The 13,788-nt window shown below is 41.1% G+C and carries 18 protein-coding genes and 1 pseudogene; 1 reads left to right on the forward strand and 18 read right to left on the reverse strand.

Annotation, left to right across the window (positions count from 1 at the left end; all coding sequences use genetic code 11):
* The 8 genes and pseudogenes from ltrA to DXA87_RS16690 form a co-directional block, all read right to left on the reverse strand.
* Positions 1 to 1,738: group II intron reverse transcriptase/maturase (gene ltrA / locus DXA87_RS16650; protein WP_117505432.1), on the reverse strand; the 1,738-nt coding region annotated here is incomplete at its 3' end.
* A 722-nt stretch (positions 1,739 to 2,460) separates the two neighbouring features.
* Positions 2,461 to 2,568 (reverse strand): annotated as a pseudogene (locus tag DXA87_RS16655) (Maff2 family mobile element protein); the annotation flags it as partial.
* A 158-nt stretch (positions 2,569 to 2,726) separates the two neighbouring features.
* The gene (locus DXA87_RS16660) at positions 2,727 to 3,653 is read right to left on the reverse strand and encodes an ATP-binding protein (RefSeq protein WP_242998130.1); all 927 of its coding nucleotides are present in this window, start codon (positions 3,651 to 3,653) and stop codon (positions 2,727 to 2,729) included.
* A gap of 284 nt (positions 3,654 to 3,937) precedes the next feature.
* A complete protein-coding gene (locus tag DXA87_RS16670) occupies positions 3,938 to 4,162 on the reverse strand; it encodes a DUF3791 domain-containing protein (RefSeq protein WP_015553412.1) in 225 nt (74 codons plus the stop codon).
* A gap of 40 nt (positions 4,163 to 4,202) precedes the next feature.
* Positions 4,203 to 4,646: a GNAT family N-acetyltransferase gene (locus tag DXA87_RS16675; protein ID WP_055191805.1), complete on the reverse strand. Its 444-nt coding sequence runs from the start codon at positions 4,644 to 4,646 to the stop codon at positions 4,203 to 4,205.
* A gap of 32 nt (positions 4,647 to 4,678) precedes the next feature.
* Positions 4,679 to 4,876 carry a zinc ribbon domain-containing protein gene (locus DXA87_RS16680; RefSeq protein WP_015514177.1) on the reverse strand — a complete coding sequence of 66 codons (198 nt, stop codon included), beginning with the start codon at positions 4,874 to 4,876 and terminating at the stop codon, positions 4,679 to 4,681.
* 26 nt (positions 4,877 to 4,902) lie between these two features.
* Positions 4,903 to 5,535 (reverse strand): GyrI-like domain-containing protein, encoded by a 633-nt coding sequence (locus DXA87_RS16685; protein WP_117505434.1) that lies wholly within the window; start codon positions 5,533 to 5,535, stop codon positions 4,903 to 4,905.
* 45 nt (positions 5,536 to 5,580) lie between these two features.
* Positions 5,581 to 6,081, reverse strand: coding sequence for a hypothetical protein (locus DXA87_RS16690; RefSeq protein WP_002594812.1), 501 nt, complete (start codon positions 6,079 to 6,081; stop codon positions 5,581 to 5,583).
* A gap of 310 nt (positions 6,082 to 6,391) precedes the next feature.
* Here DXA87_RS16690 and DXA87_RS16695 point away from each other — a divergent pair, with 310 nt between their 5' ends.
* The gene (locus DXA87_RS16695; RefSeq protein WP_054703081.1) at positions 6,392 to 6,628 is read left to right on the forward strand and encodes a DUF6061 family protein; all 237 of its coding nucleotides are present in this window, start codon (positions 6,392 to 6,394) and stop codon (positions 6,626 to 6,628) included.
* Between the two features lie 373 nt (positions 6,629 to 7,001).
* On the opposite strand, the gene DXA87_RS16700 is transcribed toward DXA87_RS16695, so the two are convergent.
* The 10 genes from DXA87_RS16700 to DXA87_RS16745 form a co-directional block, all read right to left on the reverse strand.
* A complete protein-coding gene (locus tag DXA87_RS16700; RefSeq protein WP_242849410.1) occupies positions 7,002 to 7,466 on the reverse strand; it encodes a hypothetical protein in 465 nt (154 codons plus the stop codon).
* Between the two features lie 177 nt (positions 7,467 to 7,643).
* The gene (locus tag DXA87_RS16705) at positions 7,644 to 7,847 is read right to left on the reverse strand and encodes a cytidylate kinase family protein (RefSeq protein WP_348982249.1); all 204 of its coding nucleotides are present in this window, start codon (positions 7,845 to 7,847) and stop codon (positions 7,644 to 7,646) included.
* Between the two features lie 81 nt (positions 7,848 to 7,928).
* On the reverse strand, positions 7,929 to 9,275 hold the full coding sequence (locus DXA87_RS16710) for an MATE family efflux transporter (RefSeq protein ID WP_054703079.1): 1,347 nt from the start codon (positions 9,273 to 9,275) through the stop codon (positions 7,929 to 7,931).
* The gene (locus DXA87_RS16715; RefSeq protein WP_022046904.1) at positions 9,265 to 9,720 is read right to left on the reverse strand and encodes a MarR family transcriptional regulator; all 456 of its coding nucleotides are present in this window, start codon (positions 9,718 to 9,720) and stop codon (positions 9,265 to 9,267) included. Before DXA87_RS16715 ends, DXA87_RS16710 begins: the two co-directional genes overlap by 11 nt.
* 176 nt (positions 9,721 to 9,896) lie before the next feature.
* Positions 9,897 to 10,256: an MGMT family protein gene (locus DXA87_RS16720; protein ID WP_022046905.1), complete on the reverse strand. Its 360-nt coding sequence runs from the start codon at positions 10,254 to 10,256 to the stop codon at positions 9,897 to 9,899.
* Positions 10,243 to 10,458 (reverse strand): TnpV protein, encoded by a 216-nt coding sequence (locus DXA87_RS16725; RefSeq protein WP_242987995.1) that lies wholly within the window; start codon positions 10,456 to 10,458, stop codon positions 10,243 to 10,245. The genes DXA87_RS16720 and DXA87_RS16725 overlap by 14 nt, the downstream gene beginning before the upstream one ends.
* A 430-nt stretch (positions 10,459 to 10,888) precedes the next feature.
* Entirely contained in the window at positions 10,889 to 11,593 is a 705-nt protein-coding gene (locus tag DXA87_RS16730) for a DUF6040 family protein (RefSeq protein ID WP_117505436.1), read from the reverse strand.
* Positions 11,577 to 13,298: a MobA/MobL family protein gene (locus tag DXA87_RS16735; protein ID WP_117505438.1), complete on the reverse strand. Its 1,722-nt coding sequence runs from the start codon at positions 13,296 to 13,298 to the stop codon at positions 11,577 to 11,579. Before DXA87_RS16735 ends, DXA87_RS16730 begins: the two co-directional genes overlap by 17 nt.
* Positions 13,274 to 13,579 (reverse strand): hypothetical protein, encoded by a 306-nt coding sequence (locus DXA87_RS18775; RefSeq protein WP_083460726.1) that lies wholly within the window; start codon positions 13,577 to 13,579, stop codon positions 13,274 to 13,276. Before DXA87_RS18775 ends, DXA87_RS16735 begins: the two co-directional genes overlap by 25 nt.
* Positions 13,579 to 13,788 (reverse strand): relaxasome subunit MobC (locus DXA87_RS16745; protein ID WP_117505440.1); only part of this gene is annotated, 210 nt, incomplete at its 5' end. The genes DXA87_RS18775 and DXA87_RS16745, both read right to left, overlap by 1 nt.

A 13,788-nucleotide genomic window follows, 5' to 3' on the forward strand; every position in this document is an offset into this window, starting at 1 on the left:
AAATCAGATTTTCGTATGCATCTGTACCACCTTTGCTTAATGGCATTTTATGATGACAGTGAATGTTGTGTACTTCCATAGGAAGTCCTGTAACTGCACATTTTCCATATTGAGCCGCAAATAGTGATATTCTGTTGTCTGCATATTCGATTGACCTGCCCTTGACAGGATTACGCATCAGCCATAACATTGCGTCGGTATTAATAGTTAGCTTCTTATGAATCAGCTCTCGTCCCTTGACAGTGTACTTATTGATGTTTTTCCTTTTATTTTGGGCATTTTTCTGCGGAACGGCTCCCACTGGAACAATGGGACGTTCGTGCAGAAATCTCAATTGCCTGCTTTTACCATACTTGTCTTTGATAAAACCATTTTTCAGAGAACCCTTACGGGACACATCGCCTTTCAGCCGATTTCTAAGCTGTTTATTGATACTGAAGGCAAGCTTTCCAAAGTCCGCTGTTGTTTCTGTTGCTATACAGTAGTATTCATGCAGTCCTGCGACTACAGAATTATATTTCTGTAACTGTATAAACTGAGCTGTGTCATCTGGCGAATGAGCCAAAGTTTTTACTTCCTTGGTCAGCTTTTCATGAGCCTTTTTGTATGCCTTGTCACACATATGTGACCTGACGACATATTTCTTCCCCTTTTTCCGCACTTTCAGTTTGAATCCGAGAAAATCAGAATACTGTCTTTTTAGATTGACAACCTTAGATTTGTCTGGGCTTATATCAAGACCCAGGCGGTCTTTTAACCACATTTCTGTGGCTTTATACGCTCTGACGGCTTCTGCGTGTGTAGGGCAGAAGATTTTGAAATCATCGGCATATCGCACCGCATGCACTTCTTTCAGTCTGCTTCTGCGCAAAGCCCTGTAAGCATGGCTTTTGATAACTGTTCCCTGCTTATTGCTTCTTGTTGTAAAATCTGTTTTCGTTGGCATTTCTTCCCATTGGGAAGTAATCCACCAATCCAACTCGTTCAAAACAATGTTTGCAAGCAATGGCGACAGGATACCGCCTTGTGGAGTTCCCTTGATGGGGAAAGTTTTATCTCCATTTGGCAGAATAACAGATGCTTTCAGCATTTCCTTAATGATGCATAACAGCTTCTTATCTCTTATTCCCAATGCCCATATCTGCCTTATCAGTTTAGTATGATTGATGTTATCGAAAAATCCTTTAATATCAAGGTCTACTACGTGATACATATGCTGTACCTGTATCAATCGCATACACTGAGCGATGGCATGTTCAGCGGATCTATTCGGACGGAATCCGTAAGAATTATCGCTGAATTTTGCCTCGCATATCGGCTCCATGACTTGTAAGATACATTGCTGTACCACTCGGTCAACGATAGTTGGAATTCCCAGAGGTCTGGTCTTTCCATTGGGCTTTGGTATCTCCACACGCTTTACTGGGCGTGGGTGATAGCAGCTGAATTGCTTTCTTATGAGACGGACATATTCTTCCTCGTTTAATTTAGCAAGGTCATTAATTGTCCTTTTGTCCACACCTGCGGTATCGCTTCCTGTATTCGTCTTTATCGTTCTGTATGCCAGCTTGATATTCTCTTCGCTCTCGATGATTTCCATGAGATGATTAAATATCTTGTCTTTCTTACTGCCTGCATACAATTCGTCAAAAGTACTTATCATGTCATAATACTCAGAATTGCGAATTTTTCTCTGTTTAGATTTCTGTTCTTGCTGTTTCGAAGTCAACACAGGCATCCTCTCCCTTCGGTTTGGATTTTCTTTGTCATACTCGAAGCTGCGTTTATCGTATATTCATTTTTTTCCGTTGAATTCGACTTGGGGCTATCCCTCCACGATGTTTAGCATCACTTCACAGGTACTGTGCCCCTACTCTCACTGGGATTAAGTACGGTTGTACCGGTTTTGCCCGGCTTTCCCGTCCAACGACCTGCAACGGCTTTTTTCATACGTTCCCAGCTTTCCACGTTCCGATATTCCTATCATTGATTACCTTTAGGTCCTTCCTCTAAGCCTGTGTCCAATCATGCATAATCATATCGCCTGTAACGATATATGGATGTTCATAACAACCATTCTTACTAATCCACGGACACGCCCATACAAGGGCTACTGCCTTTCGACAGTATCAACGTTTAGACTCGTACATTCGGAAGTTTGTCAGTACTTTCGTACATTCTGACCATGGGTAACCGACACCCGGCATATAGGTAGCACCATCCACCGCTGGATAGCTTTCGTATATGGAAGTTAGCCATATTTACGACTACTCTCTGCCGACTTTACCGAGCTTCTGACACTTTGGCGGTTGCACGCTGATGCCAGTCGGAGTATCAGTGTGAGCGCTTCGGGGCGTTACTCCCTCATTTCACTCATCGGAATATCAGTTCTCCAAAGTTTCAGGCTTGAAAGCCCTTCGACTTTGTGCGTAAGCTTTTCACTTACGAACGTGTCGCACGGTTGTCGTTGCCATAGCCTTCCAGCAGGTTGATAGCTCCCCATATGCCGAGCCCCAGTGCGATGATGAGAGTCTGAAGAACGGTTACTGCGCTGTTGAAAAATGCCATAAATGTGTACCTCCTTGTACGCTGCGCCCTTATGGGCTGATGAATAGTAAATGTCCCTCTGCATGTGCACCTGCAAAAGGACAAAAAAATAGCCAGGTCTCCAATTTCAATCAGAAACCTGGCTATGTAAAAAGGGCGGCTCACCGCCGCCCTCATCGTTAATATTCTGTACTCAATAGAAAATCTGCAATGTGCATACTCTTAATGCCTTGGTAATTGCCTCCGGCAAATTCATCGGTTCTCGAAACATACTTCGGATAGTTATCCCGGATTTCCAGTAGCCGTTCATATTCACGTTTTTCTGTCTTCTCGGATTTGATCTCCTGCGTGACCTGCACATACAACCGGTCATTTTGCTTCTGCGCCACAAAATCGACCTCACCGTCCGGTGTCTTCCCAATCGTCACGGTATAGCCTCGTCTGCAAAGTTCCAGATACACCACATTTTCGAGACTGGAAGCGACGCTGTCCGGTGTATAGCCCATCACGCTGTAACGCAAAGCAGTATCGGCAAGATAAAACTTATCCTGCGTTTTCAGAATCTCCTTTCCGCGCAGGTCATAGCGAGAACAACGATGAAGGAGATATGCTTTCTCCAGCTTTTCCAGATAGCTATACACTGTTTCATTGTCGATAGCATGATTTACTGATTTCAGATAATTCGAAATTGATTTTGCAGAGAATGAATTTCCCACATTCGCAAATGTGTACCGAACCACCCGTTCCAGCTGGTCGATCTTGCGAATCTGGTTTCTCTTTACGATATCCGAGAAAATCGTGGAATTATAGATATCCCGGACAATCGTATAAACCTCATCCTGTGAATACTCTCGCAGGTGTGTTGCAGGGAAGCCACCCAAGCGGATATAGTCTGCCAGTTCAGCATGGATATCCTTTACCTGTATATACTGCTTCTTGAATTCCAGATATTCCTGAAAAGAAAGCGTATAGATCCGAAAGGAAACATATCGTCCGGTCAGGTAAGTCGCTATTTCCGAAGACATCATTCTGGAATTGGAGCCTGTTACATAAAAGTCAACATCATAATCTGTTCGATGAACATTTTTTCTTTCGATGAGCTGCAATACAATGTAACCAGTCTACATCTGCATTTTCAAAAATATGCATTGCAAGATTTCCTGAAAGTTTGAATTCAAAAGTCGAAATATATCCGAACTTCTGTCCCTCTTCAATTGTTCCTGTTGCGATTGCTTTGGCTATTGAGGTTCTTAGAAAACTTTCTGCCTGCTCCTTGGATGTGGTTAAATAAAATCCCTACCCAAAATCTTTTCTCTTTGCACATTTGACAAGATCTGGCTCTTTTACTTCACAATAGCTTCCATGATAGAGAACAAATCCAGCTTTTAACTCAAGCACTAATCTCTATCCCCTTTCCTTGCAAAAATTCAGTAATATCTTCAAGCACAGCTTCATCGCCTTCACAATGAAAAATCCCATAACATTTTTCTATATATCCAAGTACATCAGCCTCTTTAAACAAGTGTATAATCTGTTCAACAGGTAAATGCCACTCTTCTGAAGCAAGCCGGATTAATCTTGTTTGCATGAAAGTAATCTCTGTTTTCTCACTCATAATGAATCCTCCTTGATTTCTTGGTCAATAAAACTGGAAGTTATAAACATCTTTGCAAATATATCATATCTATCAACTGTACACCGCCCTCATAAATTGGGTGGTCATAATTGTCCGTAAAGAAATTCGGAATATTGTGAGAGCGGACAAATCCGCATTTTTCATAAAACGGTATGGTTAACGGGCTGTCACCTGTTCCAACCTGCAAAATAGAATATTCATCTGCATATTTACTTGCAAGGAAGTCAATCAATGCTTTCCCATAGCCCTTTCCCTGATTTTCCGGATCGACTGCGATATTCTTGATTTCAAGTATTTCGTTACCTTCATCGGTGACAACACATTCAGCTTTTACATTACCATCTTCAAGTACATACATAGTACCTTTTTCAAGATAGTGATCAACCATGCTCTCCTGTTCATCAGCTAATAACAATAATGATATAAATTGCTTTTTATTTTCGTTCACTTCTCGGATTTTCATATCCATTACTCCGTCAAACTGGAAGTTATCGCCTAATCTTTTAAATTAGTTAAATCCTCTAAGTACATTTCTGTATAACCGCACTCTGGGCAGACTGCAACTTTTACATCATCTATAATTGTTGCCTTTTGCTTTTCATCTACACGAACAACAATCCCATAGCCACCACCATTTACTTTAAGCCTTAAATCTGATACCATAACTTTTCCGCATTTTACACATTTTCTCATTGTTTACCACCTCCAAATGTATAATTTTACGCTTTCTTAATTGGATGTCTAATTACAGTTTTCCATTTTTCTGGGGCAACCTTTCTTGCATCAGACATATAAATCTCGTGGTGCAACCTATCTTTGTTAATATCATTAACATATCCATTTTGTTCTAAATAAGTATCCATAAGCGCAACAGTTGTTGGCTCATTATCAAAAGAACCTATATGCATAATTTGAACGCATAATCCCTCATCAATCGTAAGATACTCTGCTGACGAACAATCAAGTTTCTTCTTTTTCGTTGCTGTTTCTACCGCCCAGTCAAAATCAGCTTTAGAAATGAAATCAGGCAAACGGATAACAGAAATCCAGCTGAAAGCAGACTTATTTGTATAATCTACACTCTCGACATCATCCTGCCACCAAAAACCTTCCAATGGCGGAACAACATATTCAAAAAATCCTTCAATTTTATAATCAGTCTTGTAACTCATTTTTAATGTGTATGCAACAGCATATAGAACACTGATTGCTTGTTGATATGCTCCGCCTTCTTCATTTGGATTGCCTTTTCCTCTAACTGCAATATAATTTGCCTTAGATACATTTACAATCTCTGGTTTGTTCTTCGGCATATAGAATTCTTTATACTCTTTTTTAAAATCAAAAGCCATAATAACCTCCAAAATTCCGATTTTCTCAATTCTCCAAACTTGAATTTATTTTGGCAAATCATCTTCCGCTTTAAAATTCACATTACTGTCATCGATCGAGATTGTGATCGTGTAGTTATAGATTATACCATCTTCTGTTTCCAGCTTAAATGTTACCGCACCACCTCCGAGATACTGAAAATCAGGTTCGTCAGACATTCTTGCATATGTGCCATACTGTTGAAAGTATCCGTCTGCATCAAAGAACGCAACATTGCTTGTTTGCTCCTTATCGTTCCGGAAGAGTACTGCACCAACACGGTCACTAGCATGATCTGGAATTAAAACACAGTCTATGTATTCCCAATCTGTTTCTTGCACAAGAGAGAACATCGACACAATATCTTGTTCAGACCAGATTTTTCCTCCATTCAGATTACTGATATCTGTATTCTGAACCGGATTGCTGGCAGAATCTGATGTTTCTGGCATGGCGTCTTTGCTGCTGCAGGCGGACATTCCTAATACACAAACCGTCATGAAAATAAAAAGCAATGCTCTCTTCATATGAACACCTCCTCAAATTCCGATTGAGATTTCACCTGTTTTAAGAGATTTAATAACTGTTATATTTTGTTATTAAATTCTCCGCAATTCCTTGAAAACACTGGATTTGTCGCAGGTGAGCTTTCCCTTATTGTTTCCCTTGTGTTATATCGTCCTACCAGTGTTTACGAACACTGATAAGGGAAAATACAAGGGCAAAAAAATTATATAAAACAGTATAACACAAAATAAAAGTGACATGGTGAACTGATTGAAATGCTTCTGATTTTTGTAACAGATGATTTATTGATCGATAAGGAGATAAGATACGATGAGAACAATATTTGCAGAATATAATCCCGGACGAAACAGCATTGATGTTTATACCAGTGCAGGCTATATGCTTCGCATTGACTGTTGGGAAGCAGAAAAGGACTTAAAAACCACACCAGGATCAGACTGTGCATTAAACGCACTCGCCATTGATGAACCTCTTGAATATGCAAGATTATATCTTGATGGAAATTTGCAGATGTGGGTAGATGCGGAAGATTCATTAGAATTATAAAATACAAGTAGCCTGTATTCTTTATTTCACATACAGGCTACTTAATCAAAATTACTATAATTGATGGTAAGCAAGTTTCTTAATATACCTTGTTTGAATAATACTGAGCCATTTGCATATTAATTTCAAATGAAAACTTTTTAGTTTTGATTCAGTATTTAATCAATGTTCCTATATTTTAAATATTCTGTGAACTTTTTAACTGCTGGAGTAATTTTGGTCCGATCTTTCATCGCCAATGCAATTTCTCTGAAATATGGTGTTTGAAATGGTCGGATTGCAATCTGATATGGTATACGTCTCAAAATCATTTCAGGAAGTATACCAAATGCGATTATTATTTATAAGTATTTCTTGAAGGTATTTTTCATCTTCAGGGCAACGTCCATCGCCCAATCGAACTGTTCAGACCACTTATCCTTATTTTAAAAATTTGCCGAATAAGATATAAGGATTCTGTTGGCTTTCTTGTCCAGTCATTAGGCTTTTCTACCACTTCAAATTTAACGGCGATATCCGAACTGCCTATTTGGTATAGTTTGATTTCTACCAAGAAGAGCGCAATATTCTCATCGGTGTGATTATTCAGCCACTCAATTGCAGAGCGATGTTCTTCTCTGGCTCTCTTGACAACCCAAATTACAATATCGGCAGATTTGCCGGAGGCATATGTAATCAATTTACCAAGGTAATCATGGTCTGTATCTTCAAGCTGATTTTCAATAATGGTTTTTCTGTCCGTTCCTGTTTCAGTTGCATAAATGTCTACATTAAAATCTCCAACGCTGGACTCAGTTTCATCAAAGGTTATCTCCAAGCCAACGGCATCCGCCAGCAACGCAAGATTGTCCTCTTCTGCAAGCCAAAGAGTAAAGTCTATTGCCTAAAAAGTTGCTTGATCAAGAGGTGAGTGCTAATTATTTGAGATTTTTTTTGCACACCTTGATTTTGCTTGGTATGCAGCCATTTTTTCTTTCCAACTGCCAAAGATGGGATTTTACTATAACCGGATTTTTTATTTCGCGCACTCTATAATAACCGCTTCACATCTGCCATATCCAAGCTGTGAACTGTTCAGACACAACGTGTAATTGCTGGCCTTTCCCCACTTCTGCCCGGTATAAAAGTTATAATTTGTCATACGCCTTTTATCTGTATCCTCTATCAGCTTTGCTGCTTTCTGGTCACTGACATTATATAACCAGCTGATACGCTGTATGCATCATCCAGAAGCATTCCCTTGGTCTCAAGCAATTACCTGCAGTGTCTCTCCCGCTCCCTTTTTTAAACATATAATGATTTATAAAGCGTTACTTTTTTTCTCTGCACGGTCAAGATAAATATAAAATCCAACATTTAGCACGATTCCCACCATTGTCGATACTGGTGCCGCAAGACCGATCTTCGTCAGGCTTGCATTCGGCTGGATACTCATCACATAGGCAAATGGAAGACGTACCAGCAATGTCTGGATTAATCCCTGTGTCATTACCCATACCGTCTTGTTATTACCATTGAAATATCCGACCATACTGAACAGAATTGCTGTCACGATTGTTTCCAGTGCGAATCCTTTCAGATATGCATACCCTTTCTGGATAACGGCTACATCCGTTGTGAAGAACCCTGCCAGTATATCGCCTCCAAACATCACCAATAAAAATACTATACATCCCACAACCAGGCCAACACCGATTCCGGTAAACATGGATTTCTTCGCACGCTTTGCCTTGCCTGCTCCGATGTTCTGAGATACAAAGGATGCCATCGACTGCATCAGCGCACTTGGAACCAGCATCGCAAAGTTGACAATCTTACATGCAACACCGTAACCCGAAGAAGCTTCCAGGCCAAGCCGGTTCACAAATGCACAAAGTGCCAGGAAGGACATCTGTGTCAGGAACTCCTGCAGTGCAAGCGGAAGTCCGATCTTTAGGAATTTCTTACACTGACTATTCAACCCGAAATCTTTTCTGGTAATCTTAAATGGAAGTTCCTTTTTGATCAGAATAACAATAGCAAATACTACGCTGAGTGCCTGCGCTGTAACAGTTGCAATCGCCGCACCTGCTGCGTCCATATGAAATCCTGCCACAAGTACTATATCTCCGATCACATTTACAATACATGCAACAAATACAAATAGCAACGGTGATTTACTGTCCCCCAGTCCACGGAAAATTGCTGATAAAAGATTGTATGCAACAATAAAGAAAATACCGCCTCCGCAGATACGCACATATACCGAGGTCAGCTCAACCGCCTCTTTCGGAGCCTGCATCAGGACTGAGATTGGATGTGCAAATCCAACCATAACAATAAATAATCCGACTGCAATCATCGTAAATACAACTGCTGATCCGCCAATGACCGATCCAATCTGCTCTGGTCTCTTTTCACCGAGATATCTCGCAATCAGTACCGTAATACCCATTGCAAACTGTGTCACTACAAAAGTTACAAGATTCAATACCTGACTTCCCGTAGAAACCGCTGAAAGCCCGGATGTAGAACCGAATCTTCCAACTACCAGAAGATCCACTGCACCGTATGCCGCCTGCAGGATCAATGATCCCAGCACCGGTATCATAAATGCAATCAGTTTTTTAAGTATGCTTCCTTGTGTAAAATCTGCCTTATCGTTCATCGTAATGTTTTCTCCTTTCGCACATGATCTGATAAAATTTCTCTATCGTCCGTATCATACATTCTGCATCTTCGTCCGAGATTTCTTCCATGTAAGGGAGCAGACTTTTAAAATATTGTTCGTCATATTTCTGCGAAAGATTTGTTCCCTTTCTTGTAACAGCTATGTATGTGACACGTCCATCTGCTTCAGAAGCCATTTTCTTAAGGTATCCTTTTTCTTCCATCTCTTTGACAGTTCTTGTAACTCCCGGTCTTGGAAGCTCCATTGCATCACTGATATCCGACACCTTTACCTGTACGCCCTGTCCTTCCAAAGACTGTATCGTATCCAGATATTGAATAAAGGATGAACGAACACCTTCGGGCAACGGTGGGAGCATCTCCCGGGTCCGCTTTGCCTGATAACATGCATCGAACATCCTTTTTATTATTTCACTTGTCATATTCTGTCCTCCTTATATATTATCAGTAAAATCACCACTTATACTTTCTTTTGCATTCATGGCACTTCTAGTAATTATCACAGTTAATTACCTTTGATAATTATATAAAAATTTAGAAATTTGTCAAGCTTTTATTCCATTGTTAACAGCTGATCCGCTGAAAATTTATCATCTTCTTAATATCTTCCGGAATTTTTTCCCAGATTTCCGCAGACACATATTCCATATTTTTCCAAATCTACCCTTCCATTTATCACTTCAACTCCATCCGCTCGAAGAAGTTCTGCCTGTACATCCTCTCCACCAAACGCAAATGCCCCGGCCAGTTCACCTTTCGCATTGACCACTCTGAAGCACGGAATATGTTCCGGATCCGGATTCTTATGCAGTGCATTGCCCACGGCTCTTGCCATTCTGTGGTCTCCCGCCATCTCTGCGATCTTCCCATAAGTTGCCACATGTCCTTTCGGAATACGCTTCACTGCTTCATAGATTCTCTTTGTCGGACTGTCCGTAACCAGATCATACCCAGACAATCTGATCTTTCTCTTTATCCGGCAAAGGCTCTTTTTTCTCTAGCTGTTTCAGAATCACTTCTTCCCGTTCTCTGGCTGCCTTGTCTACTTCCAGAAGATGCTCTCCAATGGTGTCCTGCAGAAGCATCACCTGATAAGTTGAATTTCGATGATTCTTCAGATAATCTCTGTGAAGAAAACCATACTTGCCAAGTTGCTCCATCTGCTCACCGGATTTATAGGTGAGATTCGGGATCAGATATCCATTTACATTTGTATACGTTATATAAATAGGACATTCGCAATCCGCTTTCGCTACTTGCTCATGAACGCAGTTGCTTCGCTGCCTGCGTTCATTTTATTATGAGATTCCGACAGGTGTATTAAGAGGTACTGGGCACTCTTTATACCCGGCTATTGCAACTATCATAGGAACCTGTTGTTTTCGTATCCTCTGGATATATACTATTTTCAGGCAGCATTGCCAGTTAAATATTCTGTATTATGCTTTTCCTATTTCATGGATACTAACACTATTTCTTATTATAATTGGCTTTATTATAATAAAACCAATAAAGTAATATCCAAACGAATAAATTTTATTTTTATGCACAAATCGGACAGCTTTAAAAATTTAGCTGTCCGACCTACTCTTAATAATATCCCCGTTCTTCCTGCCAGTCTTTCACATAGCATCGAATTCCAATATAAATCACATGCACCAGTAGCAACAGCGTGATAAGATTTACAGGAATAACAGATTTTATCCATTCTCCAAAGTAAATTACAATAGCTGCACTCGTTATCGCCACTATTATACTGAGGATATCCCAGCAATATTTCCGGTAGATTTTTCCAACCTGATAGCCAATCCCAACTATCAGTAATCCGGTTATTATAAATAAAATTCCCATAACAATAGCTACGATCAGCCAGTACATAAGCCCGGAAAGGATACGGTTAGGTATTCCGCTGCTTAACTGTCCGAAAGAATCTGCACCTATGACAAACTCCCGAAACAAGCTTCCCATTCCTTTTCCTAACACACCGAAAAAGGTGATACAGTCGTTAAGGAAAACTGGCGAAAGAATAGCCGTAAACAGGATTATTGTTATGCTGTACCATGCCAGTAGGAACAGGATACTTTCATAACCAGTTGTCATATTTTTAAATTTCTTTTCCAGCTGACTTTTGCGGTTATCGCATTTTTCTTTTGCTTTCTGGTAAGCAGTGCGGTCACATTTTTCACATTTCTCATAAGGCACTTTTTTCTCAACAGCTACCTCTACCGTCTTTTGGTGTGTCTGTGCATAAAGTTTCTCCTGTTCTGCTTTTTCATACTTAAATTTCCATGCCACGACTTCTGCGTCGGCTCTTTTCCTTCTGTCTGTCTCGTTGGTCAATCGCTCCTCTGTTTGCCTTAATCTTGTCCGCAATGCTTCGATATTCTCGACTCTGTTTTCGCTGTTCAATTTCTCGTTCAAGGTCAGCGATTCGCTTAGCTGCTTGTTCAGTTCCAAAATTGTCTGGTCTTTCTGATCCAGTTCGTCCTGCATCTGTTCTGTCATCAGCAAAAGTTCTTCCACCTGCCCGACGTTCTCTAAGTCTTTGCATCCGTTCATCAAGCTCCCTCACTTTCTCTATCTGCTGTTTAAGGTCAGCAATTCGGTGTTCTGTTTCTGCAATAAGCTGTTCTCGCTGTTCAGCTTCTGCGTTAATTCCTGCCATTGCTGATTCTCGGTTTCCAACTGTTCGATTCTGGTTTTCTGTTGCTCGATCTGTGAGAGCAGTTCTTCTGTATCTGGCAAAAGATTCAGCAGCCCGGATAATTCGCTGTTTAAGTTTTTTAAACTCTGGTTCTGCTCCTGAAAAAACAGAAGCTGCCTGTCCCGTTCCTGTAATTCCTGTATCATCTCTGCCATAAGATTCTGCTGTTCCTCGATCTGGTTTATCATTGTCTCCATCATGGGAATGACTTCCCGGCTTTCTTCTAATGTCACGCAATCGCTCCTTCCATTGTGTCAATGCACCAGATACTTTTCCAAAAGAAATCTTTATTTTACCCAGCAGTGCATTTTGTCTTTTTATGATCTGGTTTTCCTCCACTTTCCATGAAGCGGAGGATGTCTGTCCGTTTTGAAATTTCTCATCAATTTTTCTGGCATCCGCACCCTCATGGATCGTTGGTATCTCAAATTTTCCCTGCCTTGCATAAGAACGGTGGTCAATGTGATTTTCCGTTTTCAAATGTGCATTACAGACATTTGCCCATTCGCTCCGCCATAGTTCACAATTTTTGGGATTGTTCCATCCGGTAGCATCGGTTAATACACGTTTCCACTGTTTACGATTCCTTGCACCGATTTTCGGATTACCGTTTTCGTCCAATACCGGGATTCGGATTCCATGACGGGCAGGGTTCTTTTTATCCTGCCACCAGTCCGGGTGAGACTCATCAACCACGATATTTCCATCATTATCTCTGACAAAATCCCAGTCTTTGACTTCTTTGTTTCCCCATGAATGGTCTGGATTGAATGGACGCATGGTAACAAGTAAATGCACATGTGGGTTTCCATCGCCCTTATCGTGAATGCTCCAATCTGCACACATGCCTTTGTCTACAAAGATTTTCTGAATATAATCCGTTGTATATTCAATCTGTTCCTTTCGGTTCCATTCTTTCGGTAGTGAGAACTCAAACGACCTGCCAAGCTGTGCATCCGCGGTCTTCTCAATCTTCAAAACTTCATTCCACAAACGCTGTTTCTGAAAAGTAAGTTTGAATTTTTCCAGTGCAGCTTCTTTGTTATCTGCTCTTTTATATCGGACTGATTTCTGGAACCGTCTGATAGTTTCAGCAGGTACATTCTGCCATTCCTGTGGTGCATTTTCACACATCATCAGGCTGGTATAAACGACTTCTTTTTTTGAAGTGTAGTAGCTGATCCTGCCTGTTTCTTCATTTTTCATCACATCGCCATTGAGATAAGCAGACGCCGATATGATGGATTTTCCTTTGCTGCGTCCAACAATCTTTACTGTATAATGAAAAATCGCCATGCTCCGTTTCCCCCTTTCTGCCGTATCCGGCTTTGATTTCCAGCAGGTAACCTTTTCCCTAAAAGAAAATGGTATCTGCCGGAACGCCCTCTGCATAAGAGTGCCTCCTGCGGCATGAGCAGGTCTGGCTGAAAGCCCCGCCGACGGAACGAGCCCGGCAAGCGTAAGCGCAGACCGGTTGCCATCTGTGGCAAACTTATACGGACGACCTCTGGTTGTCCATAAGTGCGCCCTTCATAAAAAAGCAATGAAGGGAATGGAAAACCCACTCCCTCCGGCATTACACTTCCTCCGTATTTGCAACTGGCTCTTTCTGCATTGCCTTTGAGAAAAACTTTCCGTTTGCTTCCTGCCTTTTTAAGAAGCCGATCAGCTTCGGGATATCTTCTTCCTCAATCGCAGAACCCAGCACCGATTCCACCGCACCGCCAATCTGGCAGAGCCTGTGTGTCCGCTTTTTGGTTTCCACATCTTTCTGACGTTTCTTCAG

Source organism: Desulfotomaculum sp. OF05-3, from assembly GCF_003435535.1.
GTDB lineage: Bacteria > Bacillota > Clostridia > Lachnospirales > Lachnospiraceae > Pilosibacter > Pilosibacter fragilis.

Excerpts from the sequence above, each read along its gene's own strand:
- DXA87_RS16675 (WP_055191805.1), bottom strand. The coding sequence starts at position 4,646 with ATGAAAATCCGAGAAGTGAACGAAAATAAAAAGCAATTTATATCATTA.
- DXA87_RS16685 (WP_117505434.1), bottom strand. The coding sequence starts at position 5,535 with ATGGCTTTTGATTTTAAAAAAGAGTATAAAGAATTCTATATGCCGAAG.
- DXA87_RS16690 (WP_002594812.1), bottom strand. The coding sequence starts at position 6,081 with ATGAAGAGAGCATTGCTTTTTATTTTCATGACGGTTTGTGTATTAGGA.
- DXA87_RS16735 (WP_117505438.1), bottom strand. The coding sequence starts at position 13,298 with ATGGCGATTTTTCATTATACAGTAAAGATTGTTGGACGCAGCAAAGGA.
- DXA87_RS16715 (WP_022046904.1), bottom strand. The coding sequence starts at position 9,720 with ATGACAAGTGAAATAATAAAAAGGATGTTCGATGCATGTTATCAGGCA.
- DXA87_RS16710 (WP_054703079.1), bottom strand. The coding sequence starts at position 9,275 with ATGAACGATAAGGCAGATTTTACACAAGGAAGCATACTTAAAAAACTG.
- DXA87_RS16725 (WP_242987995.1), bottom strand. The coding sequence starts at position 10,458 with ATGGAGCAACTTGGCAAGTATGGTTTTCTTCACAGAGATTATCTGAAG.
- DXA87_RS18775 (WP_083460726.1), bottom strand. The coding sequence starts at position 13,579 with ATGCCGGAGGGAGTGGGTTTTCCATTCCCTTCATTGCTTTTTTATGAA.
- DXA87_RS16670 (WP_015553412.1), bottom strand. The coding sequence starts at position 4,162 with ATGAGTGAGAAAACAGAGATTACTTTCATGCAAACAAGATTAATCCGG.
- DXA87_RS16695 (WP_054703081.1), top strand. The coding sequence starts at position 6,392 with ATGAGAACAATATTTGCAGAATATAATCCCGGACGAAACAGCATTGAT.
- DXA87_RS16680 (WP_015514177.1), bottom strand. The coding sequence starts at position 4,876 with ATGAGAAAATGTGTAAAATGCGGAAAAGTTATGGTATCAGATTTAAGG.